Annotated in this window: 15 protein-coding genes; 14 read left to right on the forward strand and 1 reads right to left on the reverse strand. The window is 33.1% G+C overall.

What is annotated here, in order from left to right:
- Positions 1-7 precede the first annotated feature (7 nt).
- The 10 genes from metG (at position 8) to HYN86_RS03950 (ending at position 10,609) form a co-directional block, all read left to right on the forward strand.
- Positions 8-2,143 (forward strand): methionine--tRNA ligase, encoded by a 2,136-nt coding sequence (gene metG, locus HYN86_RS03905; protein ID WP_113676862.1) that lies wholly within the window; start codon positions 8-10, stop codon positions 2,141-2,143.
- Between the two features lie 106 nt (positions 2,144-2,249).
- Positions 2,250-3,137, forward strand: coding sequence for a DMT family transporter (locus HYN86_RS03910; protein WP_113676863.1), 888 nt, complete (start codon positions 2,250-2,252; stop codon positions 3,135-3,137).
- 167 nt (positions 3,138-3,304) lie between these two features.
- On the forward strand, positions 3,305-4,012 hold the full coding sequence (locus tag HYN86_RS03915; RefSeq protein ID WP_113676864.1) for an HAD family hydrolase: 708 nt from the start codon (positions 3,305-3,307) through the stop codon (positions 4,010-4,012).
- A complete protein-coding gene (locus HYN86_RS03920) occupies positions 4,012-4,641 on the forward strand; it encodes a chloramphenicol acetyltransferase (protein ID WP_113676865.1) in 630 nt (209 codons plus the stop codon). Before HYN86_RS03915 ends, HYN86_RS03920 begins: the two co-directional genes overlap by 1 nt.
- A gap of 128 nt (positions 4,642-4,769) precedes the next feature.
- Complete coding sequence (locus tag HYN86_RS03925; RefSeq protein ID WP_162789275.1) at positions 4,770-6,068, forward strand: hypothetical protein; 1,299 nt, start codon at positions 4,770-4,772, stop codon at positions 6,066-6,068.
- 176 nt (positions 6,069-6,244) lie between these two features.
- Positions 6,245-7,369: an OmpA family protein gene (locus HYN86_RS03930; protein WP_113676867.1), complete on the forward strand. Its 1,125-nt coding sequence runs from the start codon at positions 6,245-6,247 to the stop codon at positions 7,367-7,369.
- A 151-nt stretch (positions 7,370-7,520) separates the two neighbouring features.
- Entirely contained in the window at positions 7,521-8,951 is a 1,431-nt protein-coding gene (locus HYN86_RS03935; protein WP_113676868.1) for a hypothetical protein, read from the forward strand.
- 94 nt (positions 8,952-9,045) lie between these two features.
- On the forward strand, positions 9,046-9,564 hold the full coding sequence (locus HYN86_RS03940) for a ferritin (RefSeq protein WP_113676869.1): 519 nt from the start codon (positions 9,046-9,048) through the stop codon (positions 9,562-9,564).
- An 80-nt stretch (positions 9,565-9,644) separates the two neighbouring features.
- On the forward strand, positions 9,645-9,830 hold the full coding sequence (locus tag HYN86_RS03945; protein WP_113676870.1) for a hypothetical protein: 186 nt from the start codon (positions 9,645-9,647) through the stop codon (positions 9,828-9,830).
- A gap of 86 nt (positions 9,831-9,916) precedes the next feature.
- Complete coding sequence (locus HYN86_RS03950) at positions 9,917-10,609, forward strand: DUF2461 domain-containing protein (protein WP_113676871.1); 693 nt, start codon at positions 9,917-9,919, stop codon at positions 10,607-10,609.
- Positions 10,610-10,869: 260 nt separating this feature from the next.
- Here the strand turns inward: HYN86_RS03950 and HYN86_RS03955 are convergent, their stop codons facing one another.
- Positions 10,870-11,202, reverse strand: coding sequence for a single-stranded DNA-binding protein (locus tag HYN86_RS03955; protein ID WP_113676872.1), 333 nt, complete (start codon positions 11,200-11,202; stop codon positions 10,870-10,872).
- Between the two features lie 177 nt (positions 11,203-11,379).
- Between HYN86_RS03955 and HYN86_RS03960 the strand changes: the two genes are divergently transcribed.
- The 4 genes from HYN86_RS03960 to HYN86_RS03975 are packed head-to-tail and all read left to right on the forward strand — an operon-like array spanning position 11,380 to position 16,886.
- Complete coding sequence (locus HYN86_RS03960) at positions 11,380-12,909, forward strand: bifunctional GNAT family N-acetyltransferase/carbon-nitrogen hydrolase family protein (RefSeq protein ID WP_113676873.1); 1,530 nt, start codon at positions 11,380-11,382, stop codon at positions 12,907-12,909.
- A 20-nt stretch (positions 12,910-12,929) separates the two neighbouring features.
- Positions 12,930-14,114, forward strand: coding sequence for a leucine-rich repeat domain-containing protein (locus tag HYN86_RS03965; protein ID WP_113676874.1), 1,185 nt, complete (start codon positions 12,930-12,932; stop codon positions 14,112-14,114).
- Positions 14,115-14,131: 17 nt separating this feature from the next.
- Positions 14,132-14,479, forward strand: coding sequence for a hypothetical protein (locus HYN86_RS03970; RefSeq protein ID WP_095952963.1), 348 nt, complete (start codon positions 14,132-14,134; stop codon positions 14,477-14,479).
- Positions 14,480-14,495: 16 nt separating this feature from the next.
- Positions 14,496-16,886 carry a M28 family peptidase gene (locus HYN86_RS03975; RefSeq protein WP_230406426.1) on the forward strand — a complete coding sequence of 797 codons (2,391 nt, stop codon included), beginning with the start codon at positions 14,496-14,498 and terminating at the stop codon, positions 16,884-16,886.
- Positions 16,887-16,930 lie beyond the last annotated feature (44 nt).

Below are 16,930 nucleotides of genomic sequence, written 5' to 3' on the forward strand. Positions count from 1 at the left end.
TTGAGTTATGACACAGAATCCAAAAAGATATACTATCACAGCGGCATTACCTTACACCAATGGACCTATTCATATTGGGCATTTGGCGGGTGTTTACGTGCCTGCAGATATATATTCGAGATATTTAAGATTGCAAGGAAAAGATATAGCATTTATCTGCGGAAGCGATGAACACGGCGTTGCAATTTCGATGAAAGCCAAAAAAGAAGGAATTACACCACAAGAAGTTATTGATAAATATGACGGAATTATCCGTAAATCGTTTGCAGATTTCGGCATTTCATTCAACAATTATTCTAGAACTTCGGCGAAAATTCATCATGATACGGCTCAGGAATTTTTTAGAAAACTGTATGATAATGGTGATTTTATTGAAGAAGTAACAGAGCAATTGTACGATGCAAAAGCAGATCAGTTTTTAGCTGACCGTTTTGTAGTTGGAACTTGCCCAAGATGCGGCAATGAAGGAGCTTACGGTGATCAGTGTGAAAATTGCGGATCTACTTTGAACGCAACTGATTTGATTAACCCGAAATCGACAATTACTGGAGAAACTCCAATTCTTAAAGAAACAAAACACTGGTTTTTACCTTTAGACCGTTATTCTGATTTCTTAACCAAATGGATTTTAGAAGGTCATAAAAGCGACTGGAAACCTAACGTTTACGGACAAGTAAAATCTTGGATCGACGGTGGATTGGAACCCCGTGCCGTAACGCGTGATCTTGATTGGGGAATTGATGTTCCGGTTGAAGGTGCCGAAGGCAAAAAATTATATGTTTGGTTTGATGCACCAATCGGGTATATTTCGTCTACGAAAGAATGGGCAGCGCGCGAAGGAAAAGACTGGGAGCCGTATTGGAAAGATGAAGATACCAAATTAGTTCACTTTATCGGGAAAGACAATATTGTTTTTCACTGTATCATTTTCCCAGCGATGCTAAAAGCTGAAGGAAGTTATATTTTACCAGACAACGTTCCTGCAAATGAATTCTTGAATTTGGAAGGAAACAAACTTTCGACTTCTAAAAACTGGGCAGTTTGGCTACACGAATATTTAGAAGAATTTCCAGATAAGCAGGATGTTTTACGTTATGCTTTAACATCAAACGCTCCTGAAACAAAAGATAACGATTTTACGTGGAAAGATTTCCAAGCTAGAAATAACAACGAATTAGTTGCTATTTTCGGAAACTTCATTAATCGTGTTGTGGTTTTAACCAACAAATATTACGATGGAATTATTCCAACGCCAAATGAATTCACTGATATTGACGAAGCAACTTTAAACGAATTAAAAGCGTATCCAGCTGTAATTTCAAGTTCAGTGGAGCGTTACAGATTCCGTGAAGCTTTAGGCGAATTGATGAATGTTGCGCGTTTGGGAAATAAATATCTTGCCGACGAAGAGCCTTGGAAAGTAATGAAAGACAATCCAGAGCGTGTAAAAACACAAATGTATGTGGCGTTGCAAATTGCTGCTGCTTTAAGCGTTTTGGCAGAACCATTTTTACCTTTTACAGCTTCTAAGCTTTCTAAAATCTTAAATCTAGGTGATCTTAAAGAACATTTTGCTGGATTCAGTAAGTTTTTGAAAGAGAAAGACCGCGATGCAAAAGACATTGTAATTGATAAAACATTAGGTTGGAATGATATTTCTGAAAACTCAGATTTAATTCCGGCAGGACATAAAATTGGTGAAGCAGAATTGCTTTTTGCTAAAATTGAAGACGAAGAAATACAAAAACAAGTAGATAAATTGGAAGCGACAAAAACCGCAAATATTGCTGAAAACAAACAGGCAGAACCACAAAAAGATTTAATTCAGTTTGAGGATTTTGCAAAAATGGATATTCGTATTGGAACAATTTTGGAAGCTGAAAAAATGCCAAAAGCCAACAAACTTCTGGTTCTTAAAGTTGATACTGGAATTGACGTTCGTACAATTGTGTCAGGAATTGCAGAGAGTTTTTCTCCAGAAGAAATTATCGGGAAACGTGTTTCTGTATTAGCCAATTTAGCTCCAAGAGCTTTACGCGGAGTTGAAAGTCAAGGAATGATCTTAATGACTACAAACGCTGAAGGAAAATTAGTTTTTGTAAACCCAGATGCTGATGCGCCTAATGGATCAACCGTAAACTAAAGTTTTATAAACCATATAAAATTGCGTGAATCGGTTAAAAATTAACTGGTTCACGCTTTTTGCTTTTTAACTATATGCCAAAAACAATTTGAAAAAATAAACTAAAATGAAACTCACCAAACCAAGATTAGCTTTAATCTGCGGTATACTCTGCATTTCAATTTTTCCGATATTGGTTAAATTGCGTTTAACACCAGGATTAATTTCGGCTTTTTACCGAATGTTTTTTGCTTTTGTCTTGTTATTGCCTTACGTTATCTTTAGCAATAACTTTAAACTTCCGACTCTTAAATTTACAATTTTAGCAGCTTTATGCGGTGTTCTGTTTTCTTCAGATGTAGCAGTTTGGAATATCGCTATTCAGGAATCAAGCGCGACTCAGGCTTCACTGCTGACAAATTTATCTCCTGTTTGGGTTGGAATTGGTTCTTTCTTGTTTTTGAAGTCAAAACCTGCGACAAATTTCTGGATCGGCACATTGGTCGCTTTAGTGGGAATGATAACTTTAGTCGGATTTGAGTTTTTTATCGATTTAAACTTTGATAAAGCATTCCTTTTTGCCGTTTTGTCTGGTATCTTTTATTCAATATATCTTTTATTAAGCAAAAATGTACTTTCAGAAGTTGATGTTTTATCTTTTATGACGATTAGTTTATTTGCTTCGAGTATTTATTTGGGAATTTTGTGTTATTCGCTAAACGAGCCTTTTACAGGTTTTACTAATACAGGATGGTTTGTATTAATACTTCAAGCGGTAATTTGTCAATTGTGTGCCTGGCTTTCGATTAGTTATGCAACACAACATATGCGCGCAACCCGCGTTTCTTTAAGTTTATTGAGCCAGGCTGTAATTACATCGATTTTAGCTTGGTTGTTTTTAGAAGAAAAAATAACTTTACAAATGGTTTTCGGCGGAATCGTTTTACTTTTCGGAATCCGAATTACTTTTTACGATAAAACAATTTCTTTAAAAAGACTGTTTTCTAAGAATTAGATTGAGAAAGTTTTCACGCAGATTGACTTTAAATAATTCGTGCAATTCGGAAAAGTTCTCTCGCAGATTTTGGAGATTGTGCAGATATTTTAATCTTTAAAATCGTTTCAATCTATGGCAAAAAAACTTGAAACAAAAGAAAACCTCAAACCTGAAACAAAAAACTTATGTTACATAAAAGCAAAATACCAAATTTAAAAGTAATCGCATTTGATGCTGATGATACTTTATTTGTAAACGAACCTTACTTTCAAGAAACCGAACATAAATTCTGTGCTTTGATGGAAGATTATCTGTCGCACCAAGGCATTTCGCAGGAATTATTCAAAATTGAAATTGCTAATTTACCGTTATATGGCTACGGAATTAAAGGCTACATTCTTTCGATGATTGAAGCAGCAATGAATATTTCAAACAATACAATTCCAGTTGAAGTAATCGAAAAAATTATTCAATATGGAAAAGAATTACTCGAAAAACCTATTGAGTTATTGGACGGAATCGAAGAAACTTTACAGGCTTTACACGGAAAATATAAATTAGTCGTTGCTACAAAAGGCGATTTAAAAGACCAGCACAGCAAACTGCATCGTTCTGGTTTAGGACATTATTTCCACCACATAGAAGTAATGTCAGACAAACAAGAAGTTGATTATGAAAAACTATTGGGTCGTTTAGACATTCAGGCGCATGAGTTTTTAATGATCGGAAATTCGTTAAAATCAGATGTTCTCCCAGTATTGGGAATTGGCGGTTATGCCGTTCACATTCCGTTTCACACCACTTGGGAACACGAAAAAATAAATCACAAAGTAGAACACCAGCACTTTAGTTCATTTGAAACTATTGCAGAAGTTGTTCCTAATTTACTATAATGAAAACACTTTTAGACTTAGAAAACTGGAATAGAAAAGAGCATTTCAAGCATTTCAAACAAATGGAAGAACCATTTTTTGGTGCAACTGTCGAAATCGATTGTACCAAAGCTTATCAAACCGCAAAAAGTATGAACGCTTCTTTTTTCATTTTCTATTTACACAAAACTTTAGCTGCTGTAAATGCAGTTGAAAATTTTAAATATCGAATTTCAGGAGAACAGATTTACATTAACGATCGCGTAGATGCATCGGCAACAATTGGGCGCGAAGACGGAACTTTCGGATTTTCATTAATCGAATATCATCCCGATTTTAAAACTTTTGAGCAAATCGCTTTAAAGGAAATTGAACGCATTCAAAACACAACCGGGCTTTTTACAAGATCATTTGATGATGATAATCTCATCCATTTTTCAGCTATTCCTTGGTTAAATTTTACATCGCTTACCCATGCGAGGAGTTTTACGTATCCTGACAGCTGTCCGAAAGTTTCATTTGGAAAAATGATGGTATCTGAAACGGGTAAAAGAACCATCTCGATGGCAGTATATGTACATCACGGTTTAATGGACGGAATGCATCTTGGTCAATTTGTAGATCTTTTTCAAGAGCTTATGAATCAATAAATTAATGGAATGATTTTTGTCGCTGGAAACACATGAAACAAATTTTTCTTTTTCTATCTATAATTTGCAGCACTGTTTCAATAAGTCAAACAGTGTTAACTTCTTATCCTATAGATTTAAAAAATAAAATGCATAGTGAGACATTGAATGCAGAAAACACAGTCACTCATGATGTTTTTGTTTTCATCGCGGCTCCAGATAGTCTTTCCATACTTAAATACAACAGCGCCATATTTTTGAAGGATAAATTTGTTACTTCCCGACAATTTGTAGAAAACAAATCTTTACTAGGTTACAGTTTCAGCGAAGATGGAAACCCGACCTTGTATTGGTTTTCTGAACAAGAGAAAAGTATCATTTTAATTAAATATTATTTAGAGACCAAAACTTCGAGAGCGTTGAAATTTCAAGTTCCTCTTGATGAGCAGTCTATCATCACATACTATCAAAAAGACAATAATTTCTACCTCCTTCTAAAATACAAAGAGAAACAGGCCTTAACTGCTTTTGTCTTTAAAAACGGAATGGCGGAAGAGAAATTTCTAGATTTTAGTTCTTTTACTTTCCGTGATCGAAGAACGCAGCAAAAAACTTTTAACCAGATTTTAAATGAAAATCCAATAGAAAAAATGGATTCTGGTGAATACAATCCGTTATTTAATGTTGTCGCAAAAAGCAAATTATACACACTGCCAAATCGTTTAATTCTAACTTTAGATCAAAGTTTAAGAAAAACACAGCTGTTTGATATCAATTTAGACAATCTGGAAATTAAAGAGAAGACATTTATACAGACGCTTGGTCATAAAAATGCAAGAACATCAAATTCTTTTTACCACGAAAACAAGCTTTATCAAGTCAATGTCAATCCTGATGAACTTTTATTTGACATCAAAGATTATAATTCTGGCGAAATTGTAAAGTCTTTTACTGTTTCCAAAAATGACACTATCCGCTTTATTAACTCGCCTTTATTAATGCAGGTAGAAAACCGAAAACCCAAAGATTTAAAGAAAACAAGTAAGTTTTTAAAAGAATTATCTTCTCTTGATGCCGGGCTTTCTGTTTTTAAGAATAAAAAGAATCTTTTTATAACATTGGGAGGAAGCGGGCGAGAATCCAAAGCCTTATTCATTAACGGCTATAATATGTTTGATGATTTTATGGGAGATTTCCCTTCTGCAGGTTATTATAATTTAGACACTAGTTATTCGGTATTTTTTGAAAGTGTCTGGACTAAAAAACTAGAATTCACCCAAGACTCGCATGAACCGCTTGCCGCTGATAAGATTTATAATTTTATAGATTCTCATAAGGAAATATTTCTTCCCAATATTCTAAAACTAAATGATTACAGCATTTTGGGCTATTATGATATTAATGCTAAAGCGTACATCATGCGTAAATTTACAGACGGATTTAACTAAATAAATCTATATCAATCATTTACAATAAAATGGTTCTTTTTCTCCCTCTTGAAAAACCTTTTTCAATTGATCAAAGCCATTGTTAATACCCTATTCTAACATTTTTTTGCCTTTTACTGGAAGTATTTACTTACAATTTATCGTTGTTTTGACCCAAATTTAAAATCTCAATAACAATGAAAAAAGTTGTAATGACTCTTGCATTTGCTCTTGGACTAACAGGACTTAATGCACAAACAGAAAACAACACTACTAAATTTAATAAGTGGTCTATTGAATTAAATGGTGGTTTGACAAAACCTCAGAGACCATTCTCAGCAGGTTATGCTACGGATACACCAAGTCCTTGGGTTGGTGATTTAGGAGTTCGTTATATGTTTAACAACAAATTTGGTTTGAAAACTGATTTTGGATATAATAGCTTTTCAGGCAAGAAAAATTCTATCGATTTTGATTCAAAATATTATCGTATAGATTTACAAGCAGTTGCGAACTTAGGACGTATCATGAATTTTGAAACTTGGACTAATACATTTGGTTTATTAGGACACGCAGGTTTTGGTGTAGGTCAATTAGAAGGAGATAATTTTACTGGAAGAGATAGAGTTGGTAACTTTATTGCTGGTGTAACAGGACAAATTAGACTATCGAACAGAGTTGCATTAACTGGAGATTTCTCGACCATCTTAAACTCGTCTCAAGATCATACTTTTGACGGATCTTACGTTGCAGAAAATAGAGGATTTTCTGGATTGCTTTTCAACGGTACAATTGGTTTAAACATTTACTTAGGTAAAAACACCAAACATGCAGATTGGACTGTAATGACAACAGATAATACGGATCTTTCAGCATTAGAAAACAAAATTGCAGATCTTGAATCACAAATCAAAAAGATCCCTGCACAGAAAGAAGTAGTTATCGAAAAACAAGTACAGCCAGTTGATAATGATTTGATCAAAAGAATGATCAATGATAAGTATTACAGTGTATACTTTGATTTCAATAAAACTACTCCAATCGAAAACTCTACTGCAGCTATTGATGTTGTTTTGAATTATCTAAGAAAAAATCCATCTGCTTCTCTTGACCTTGTAGGTTATGCGGATCAAGTTGGAAAAGCAGAATACAACGAAAGATTATCAAACACTAGAGCAACTAATGTTAAAACAATTTTCGAGAAAGCCGGAATCGCTTCATCTCGTTTAAATGTTATTGCTAACGGAGCTGATACATCAATCCAAAAAGATTCTGATGAAGCAAGAAGATTAGCAAGAAGAGTTACTTTTATTGTGAAATAATTTTACTCTATTAAAATTTAAGCCCTAAAGAAAATTCTTTAGGGCTTTTTTTATCTTCAAAATCCACTAAAATCGGCAACCTGAGCTTTATAAAGCACACACATCATCAAAACTCATTTAAAAACGGAATGATTATTGTCGGTCAAAATGTATGAAAAAACTTTTACTCCTTTTTTTATTAGTCTATAAATCAGTTCTGTTTGGGCAAACAAAGCTGACATCATTTCCTTTAGATTTAAAAAAGACTGATGAAAACATTCAGATTTTAAATGCTGAGAATAAACCGCATGATGTATTTGTTTTTGCATCCAGCAGTCAAAACATCACGATTCTAAAATACAATAGTGCCTTATTTCTAACTGATCAATTCACTTTTCCGAAAACCTTAAATAAATTGCTTATCGGATATAGTTTCGGAGAAGATGGAAACCCCTATTTATATTGGGCTTCTGAAGATTTTAAAAATATTATTGCAGTTAAATATTCTTTGGAGAACAAATCTGTCAAGATGCTAAAGTTTGATTTTCCTTTAACGCCGCAATACATTGTAACTTCATTTCAAGAAAATAATGAATTTTATATTCTTTCCAAATACGAAGACCAACAAGTTTTAATCGTTTATACCTTTAAAAATGGAATTGTAGAAAAAAAAGAATTTGATTTTTCTTCTTTTGACTTTCAAAATACAAACGGCCAATTGATGACTTTTAATAAGATTGTGGATGAAAATCCGATTGAAAAAATTGACACAGGCGATTTTACTCCCTTGGAAAAAAGCACACAAAAGAGCAAAATTTACTTCAAGAACAATCATTTAATTTTAACCTTAGATTATAATACAAAAAAAACACATGTTTTTGATTTAGACTTAGATAATCATGCCATCAAGGAAAAAAATTATATGCAGCCGTTAATTGATAAATCAAAAAACTTGAGCAATTCGTATCTTCTTGATAATAAACTGTATCAAATAAACGCCAATAAGTATGTAATTGTAGTCGAAATAAAAGATTACGACTCCGGACAAATATTAAAAAGTGTCAATACATTAAAAAATGACACGATTAATTTTAAAAACTCTCCCTTGTTCCTTTTGAGTGACAATAGAAAACCAGTCGAAATTAAAAAAACAAGTGATTTTTTAAACCGGTTATCTTTCTTAAATATTGGACTATCTGCTTTTAAAAACAGCCAGAATACATTTATTACGATCGGCGGCTCTCCTAAAGAAGAGGAGTACTATATTAGTTTCGGCAATGTAAATCTTTCACAAATGTATAATACCCAAAGTGTTTATTTTGAAAGTGTAGTAAACAATAAATTCGAATTTATACAGGAACCTCAGCTGCCTTTTGCAATTGACAATATTTATTATTTTTTAAGTCTTCAAAAGAAAGCATCCTTTCCAAACATATTTAAATTTCAGGATTACTATATTTTGGGCTATTATGATTATGCTGATAAACAATACGTAATGCGTAAATTTTATGACGGACTCATGCCAAATGAAAACACGAATCCGATTATAAACAAAGCCGTTTTTTCAAAACCAATTCCTTTTGGCGAAATCAAACGCCGTTAAATTTATTGAGAATTAATCCAAATGTTAATGTTTTCGAGGTTTCAAAAAAACGGTATGGATTATTTTTTTTAACTTTACAAAAAAGACACGTATTATGCTATCAAAAAATATTGAATCGGCTTTAAACAAGCAAATCCGCATAGAAGCAGAATCTTCACAAACTTATCTTTCTATGGCTTGTTGGGCTGAAGTACACGGATTAGAGGGAATCGCTCAATTTATGTACACACAGTCAGATGAAGAGCGCGCTCATATGCTTAAATTGGTTAAGTATGTAAATGAACGCGGAGGACATGCTCAGGTTACAGACCTAAAAGCGCCTAAAATAACATATTCTACTTTTAAAGAAATGTTTGAGGAGCTTTATAATCATGAAATTTTTGTTTCGCAATCTATTAACGAATTAGTGCACATAACTTTTGAAGAAAAAGATTATGCAACACATAATTTCTTACAATGGTATGTTTCTGAACAAATTGAAGAAGAAGCTACAGCAAAATCTATTTTAGATAAAATCAACTTGATTGGTGAAGATAAAGGTGGATTGTACTTGTTCGACCGTGATATTCAGCAGTTAACAGTTACTAGCTCGATCGCTATTAATCCTAAATAAAAAAGTTAAAGTTTATTTAGAATATTTAAAAATAACTTTTTTCTTTTATATTTGTCTCTGTTTTATAATTCAGAGGAAAATTGAGCAAGAAAGAAAAAGACAAGGACAAAAAAAAGGATAAAAAGAAAAAGAAAAACAAAGATATCCTTGATAAAATTAAGAAGATTGAAAATTGCAAATCTTCTTGCTGTGAGAAATATAAAAAGAGCGAAAAGAAACGCTGCTCGCGCTGTCCTATGTTTGATTTACTCAAAAAAACTGCTTAACAAAATATAGAAAAACCCACCAGATTTCTCTGGTGGGTTTTTTAGTTTTAAATTGCGTCAATATCTTCTGATTTTTTAATTCAATTATGGAAAACCACGTTACAATACCTAAATCGAGTCTTGATTTTTTGGTTCAGCTTAAAGAAAACAATAACAAACCTTGGTTTGAAATTAATAAACCGCAATACTTAATCGAACTAAATCACATCGAAAACTTCGCAGGTGCTTTACTTAAAGAACTCTCTAAAAGTGATGTTTTAGAAAATGTATCAGGCAAAAAAAGCGTTTACAGAATTTACCGCGACATTCGTTTTTCAAAAGATAAAACTCCATTTAAAACTTTTTGGGGAGGCAGTTATACACGTGCCACAGCAGCGAGACGCGGAGGATATTACTTTCACCTGGAAAAAGGCAACAGCTTTTTTGCGGGAGGTTTCTGGGGACCAAATGCTGCAGATTTAAAACGAATTAGAGCAGAATTTGCCCAAGACCCTAAAACTTTTCAAAAAATACTCCGCTCAAAATCTTTTATCAGCAATTTTGGAACTTTACAGGGCGAACAATTGAAAACAGCGCCCAAAGGTTTTGATATTGATCATCCTGCAATCGATTTACTGCGTTTCAAGCAATTTTTGGTCATCAAACGATTTACAGATGAAGAAGTCTTGAGTCCAGATTTTTTACAACAAGCTTTGGATGCGTTTAAAAACATGAGACCATTTTTTGATTATATGAGCGAAGTTCTTACAACTGATGCTAATGGTGCTTCAATCTTATAAATCACAAATTATTTTACGTTCAATATTCCGTAGGAATGTCTCATCGGTAAAAAATGCTTTTTGATTTGAATTGTGTCCTGTAGGGACACGTGTTTATTACGAAAATAGCACCGTTAATCAAACGTTCCTATGGAACGTATATGGCAATCTACATTTATTTTCTACCTATGATACATTCCTACGGAATGAAATAATACTTTTAACCCGACAGGTTTTTAAAACCTGTCGGGTTAAATTTCAATTTATTATCAATCTAAAACTTATTTACTTAGCAGTAAAATTTCATTTACTACAACTTCTGTGATATATCTTTTTTCTCCGTTTTTGTCGTCGTAACTTCTATGCGTCAGCTTTCCGTCGATGGCAACTTCTTTGCCTTTTACAACAAACTTCTCGATAATTTCGGCTGTTTTTCCCCAGGCAGTTACGCGGTGCCATTCGGTTTGTTCTACCTTATCCCCTTTCTCATTTCTGTAAACATCATTGGTTGCAATTGTTAAATGGGCTAATTTCTTACCGCTTTCTAATATTTTAATTTCTGGATTATTCCCTACATTCCCAATTAACTGTACTCTGTTTTTCATTGCATTCATGGCGTATATTATTTTATTGTTATTATAAATTGAAATTGTTCGTCAACTTCAACAGTGCAAAGATGATACAACTCAACAATTACAGTCGGTTAGTAACTATTTACTTTCGACTGTAACTATTTGTAACCGTTTGTAAATGGAAATTCTTTTTCGTATATTTGAGATAAATCTTACTATATGCAGGCAAAAATTAATAAAGTCGAGTTACGAAATTTAGAAATTGAAGACTATAAACAACTAAAAAAATCGATGATTGAATCGTATCCAGAAATGGCCGATTCGTATTGGGGATCTGATGATATTGAAAGACTGCTTTCTATTTTTCCAGAAGGGCAATTGGTAATTTTAGTTGACGGAAAGGTTGTAGGATCTGCATTATCGCTTATTGTCGATGAGAAATTAGTAGACAAAAAACACAATTATCAGCAGATTAGCGGTGATTACAAATTTTCTACGCATAATCCTAATGCTGAAATTTTATACGGAATAGATGTATTTATTCATCCCAACTATAGAGGTCTGCGTTTAGGCCGTCGATTGTATGATGCCAGAAAAGAACTTTGCGAGCAGCTGAACTTAAAAGCCATTGTTTTTGCTGGTCGAATTCCGAGTTATAGAGAGCATGCTAAAAAAATGACTCCTAAAACTTATATTGAAAAAGTTAGAATGAAAGAACTTTACGACCCTGTACTTTCTTTTCAGTTAAGCAACGATTTTCACGTTTTAAGAATCATCAAAAATTATTTGGAGGGTGATGAAGAATCTAAAGAATTTGCCGTTTTACTGGAGTGGAATAACATTTATTACGATGAAAGTCCACGACTGATAAACCTTAAGAAAAACATCATTCGTCTGGGCCTAATTCAATGGCAGATGCGTCCGTTAAACAATGTGGAAGCATTATTTGAGCAAGCCGAATTTTTTATCGATGTCGTTTCTGGATATGGATCTGATTTTGCCCTCTTTCCAGAATTGTTCATTGCGCCTTTAATGGCCGATTATAATCATTTATCTGAAGCTGAAGCGATTCGTGAACTGGCACGCCATTCTGATCCAATTAGAAAACGTTTTCAGGAATTTGCCATTTCATACAACATCAATATTATTACGGGAAGTATGCCGTATTTAGAAAATGGTAACCTTTACAATGTTGGTTTCTTATGCAAAAGAGATGGAACTTCGGAAATGTATACCAAAATTCACATTACACCAAACGAAGTTATTCATTGGGGAATGAAAGGCGGTTCTCAATTTAAAACCTTCGATACTGATTGCGGAAAAATCGGGATTTTGATCTGTTATGATGTTGAATTTCCAGAACTTTCGAGGCTTTTGGCAGATGAAGGAATGAATATACTATTTGTTCCATTTTTGACAGATACACAAAATGGTTACACTCGAGTGAAACATTGTTCACAGGCGCGAGCAATAGAAAACGAATGTTATGTAGCTATAGCGGGCTGTGTTGGAAATCTTCCAAAAGTAAATAATATGGATATACAATATGCGCAGGCTTCGGTCTTCACACCATCAGATTTTGCTTTTCCGAGTAACGGAATTAAAGCAGAAGCAACTCCAAACACCGAGATGACTTTAATTGTAGATGTTGATCTTAATCTCCTGAAAGAGCTCCATGAACATGGCAGCGTTAAAATATTAAAAGACCGAAGAACAGATCTTTACGAAATTAAAAAAATTAATTCTTGATTTAGAGGAAAATTATATAAATGAGCCATACCCTAGTAGCAAAAATAATAGTGTTTCTTTTTCTGATTCCACTCCTTAGTTTTTCTCAAAACAGCAGTAATTCACTTAAAGAAGCTCTTTTAGCCCCTTTAAAATGCGAAACATTAAACATAACAGATGACAACTCTTTTGAAATTGATGAAAAGATTGGTGAACTAACGAACTTGAAAAGTTTAGTAATTATTAACTGCAAATTGAAAAGATTACCAGATAATCTTCATAAACTAAAAAAAATTGAAAAAATAAGGATTCAGGATTGTATGGATTTTCAGTTTAGAACTAATGATTTAGACAGTTTAAGCTCTTTAAAAAAACTATTTTTATATAAAAACAATTTAACAGCTGTACCTAATCTCAAAAATCACATTAATCTGGAAGAACTAGATATAAGAAACAATCAGATTAAAGAAATTCCAAGAGGGCTTTCAATGGTTAGTTTGGAAACATTATATCTTTCGAATAATAAGATTAGTCATTTAGACAGCTTAGCTTTATCAAAATATCTAAAAAGTCTTGATATAGGAGAGTTGGGATTACAGTCATTTCCAAAATCTCTCAGAAATTTAAAGAAACTATCTTACTTAGATATTTCGAAAAACCAAATTACAAAGATCCCTTCGTGGATTAAAGATTTAACGAGTCTCAGCATGGTGTCAATGGTAGGAAATAATATCACTAAAATACCAAACAAATTTGGAACTCTAAGTAATTTAAAATGGTTAGAATTACAAAATAATAAAATCAAAAAAATTCCAAAATCTTTTTGTCGTCTAGACAAACTGTATTTGTTCGATATAGGTCATAATCAATTAAAGAGTTTACCATCTAGTATTAATAAATTGCACTCATTGACAAAATTTACAGCAAATGATAACGAGTTGGAAAGTTTACCAAATGAAATTTGTGATTTACAAAAAATTGAAGAATTAAATTTTACTAACAACAAATTAAAGACATTACCAGAAAACATTTTTAAAAACAAAACACTAAAAAGTTTTCATGTAAAGTATAATGAATTAACCGAAATTCCGCTAAATTTCTTAAATGATCATAGTTACATGATAATAAGTGCACAGAAAAACCCATTGATGAAGGAAAATATAATTGCATTAAAAGCGATAGATAGAAATGGCAAGTATTTTTATGTATACACAGATATTGAATAGTTAAAAAACAGAAACAAATGAAAACATGTCCTGAATGTTCAGCTAAAATTGTTGGCCGCGAAGACAAGAAATTCTGCTCAGACAGCTGCCGTAATGCGTACAATAATAAAATAAATAAAGATAGTACGAATTTCATGCGAAATATAAATAACAAGTTACGCAAAAATTACCGTATTTTGGCAGAGTTAAATACAGAGGGGAAATCGAAAGCAACGCGTGACAAAATGTTAAACAAAGGTTTTGATTTTGAGTTCTTTACCAATATTTTACAAACCAAAACAGGAAATACATATTATTTCTTGTACGACCAAGGCTATCGTTCCTTGGACAATGATTATTTTATGCTTGTTAAAAAAGAAATATAGTTAGTATTTATTGACCATGAGAAAAAACCAAACCTCAATTCTAGCCATAACCTGTGTCTTAGCTTTATTAGGCATTATATATGCAACAATGATGCCCCAAGGACTTTCTAAAGATGATGAAGCACTTGCGGAATTTTCAACTGAAAGAGCTTTGAACCAAGTTGAGATTATAGCGCAAAAACCTCATTATGTCGGATCGACAAATCATGAACTGGTTGCCAATTATCTTAAACTTGAATTGAACAGAATAGGCTTAGAAACAAGTGTTCAGGAAGGTTTTACTCTAAATAATAAAGGCCTTTTAGTAAAATCTAAAAATATTCTGGCCAAAATCAAAGGAACAAACAATACAAAAGCACTTTTGCTTCTTTCTCATTATGACAGTGCGCCACACTCTTTCTCAAAAGGCGCAAGTGACGACGCTTCTGGAGTTGCCACAATTTTAGAAGGAGTTCGTGCCTTTTTATATTCAAAACATCCTCAAAAAAACGATATTATCATATTATTCTCTGATGCAGAGGAGTTAGGATTAAATGGAGCTGCTTTATTTGTAAATCAGCATCCTTGGGCAAAAGATGTTGGTATCGTTTTAAATTTTGAAGCTCGAGGCACTTCTGGACCTAGTTACATGCTAATGGAGACGAATAAAGGAAACCAAGCTTTGGTGGAAGCATTTACGAAAGCCAAAACTTCTCATCCCGTTTCAAATTCATTGATGTACAGCATTTACAAAATGCTTCCAAATGATACCGATTTAACTGTTTTTAGAGAACAAGGAAATATTCAAGGATTCAACTTTGCTTTTATTGACGGTCATTTCAACTATCACACGCAGCAAGATGATGTGCAGCATTTAAATAAAACAACATTGGCACATCAGGGCACTTATATAATGCCTTTGATAAAATACTTATCTAACATTGATTTAGATCAGACAGAGTCTACAGAAGATAACGTTTATTTCAGTGCGCCATTTTCATTTATCAGTTATCCGTTTAACTGGGTAATGCCAATGACGTTAATTGCTTTGGGCTTATTAGCTTTGTTCATTTTCATTGGAAAAGTAAAAAGAATTATCTCTTTTAGAGAAGTATTCAGAGGATTTGTACCGCTTTTGGGCTCACTAATTATAGCAGGTTTAGTTACTTTTTTAGGATGGAAACTTATACTTGAAATTTATCCTCAATATTCTGATCTATTAAATGGCTTTACCTACAACGGACATGCATACATAGGAGCATTTGTAACCTTAAGCATTGCCATTTGTTTTGCATTTTACCACCATTTTTCTGAAGCCAAAATTACAATGAATCACTTTGTGGCTCCATTGCTGCTTTGGATTATCATTAACGCTTATTTGGCAAACAGTCTTACAGGTGCAGGTTTTTTAATCATTCCTGTTTATTTCGGAATACTTTTATTTGGAATATTTGTCTTTACGCAGCATTACAGTTTAGGTGTAAACTTAATTTTCAGCATTCCTGCTTTGGCAATCGTTGCTCCGTTTATCGTAATGTTTCCAATTGGTTTAGGACTTAAAATTCTATTTGGAAGCGCCATATTAACTGTTTTGTTATTTGGATTGTTATTGCCAATCTTCGGAAATTTTGCTAGAAAGGGTATTTGGACCGTTATTTTCTTCTTAGCCTCTATTTCTTTCTTTATTTACGCCGGATATCATTCTGGTTATGAATATGGAAAAGCAAAATCGAACAGCTTATTATACGTTTATAATGCTGATAACAATTCTGCCGTTTGGAGCACTTACGACAAAAACTTAGACGATTGGACCAAATCATACTTAGGCGATAAAAATCAAAAAGCGGTTGGTTTAAATACACTACCGCTGACTAGTAAATACAATACTACTTTTACATATAGTGCAGTCGCTCCAGTTGTCGATCTTCCAAAACCGACGATTCAGTTTTTGAGAGACAGCGTTATTGGAAACAATAGATATTTGAAAATCAAGATTACTCCGAATAGAAAAGTAAATCGTTACGATATTTACGCCAATCCAAAAATGACATTTTACAACTTTAAAGCAAACGGCGTTTCTACTTCAGGCGAGAAAGGAAACCGCTTGCAAAGAGAAGACAGTAAAATTTTATGCTACTATGTCGTAGGCAACGAACCACTCGAAATGGATTTCTACATCAATAAAGCGTCTATTTTTGATATGGATTTGATCGAAAGCTCTTTTGACTTAATGAGTAATCCATTATTGAATGTTAAACCGAGAGAAAACTGGATGATGCCGACTCCTTTTGTTTTAAACGATGCAATCTTAATACATCAGAAAATAAAACGATATGTCGCGCCAGTAAAACCAATCGAACCTGTTGTGGTTCAAGATAGTTTGGCTGTGTCAAAAGACAGTATAAAACCAGTCGCAGTACCAGAATAGAATATAAGGCAGATTTAAAATCTGCCTTTTTTCTTTGTTAATTT

This window comes from Flavobacterium fluviale (assembly GCF_003312915.1).
GTDB classification, from domain to species: Bacteria; Bacteroidota; Bacteroidia; order Flavobacteriales; family Flavobacteriaceae; genus Flavobacterium; species Flavobacterium fluviale.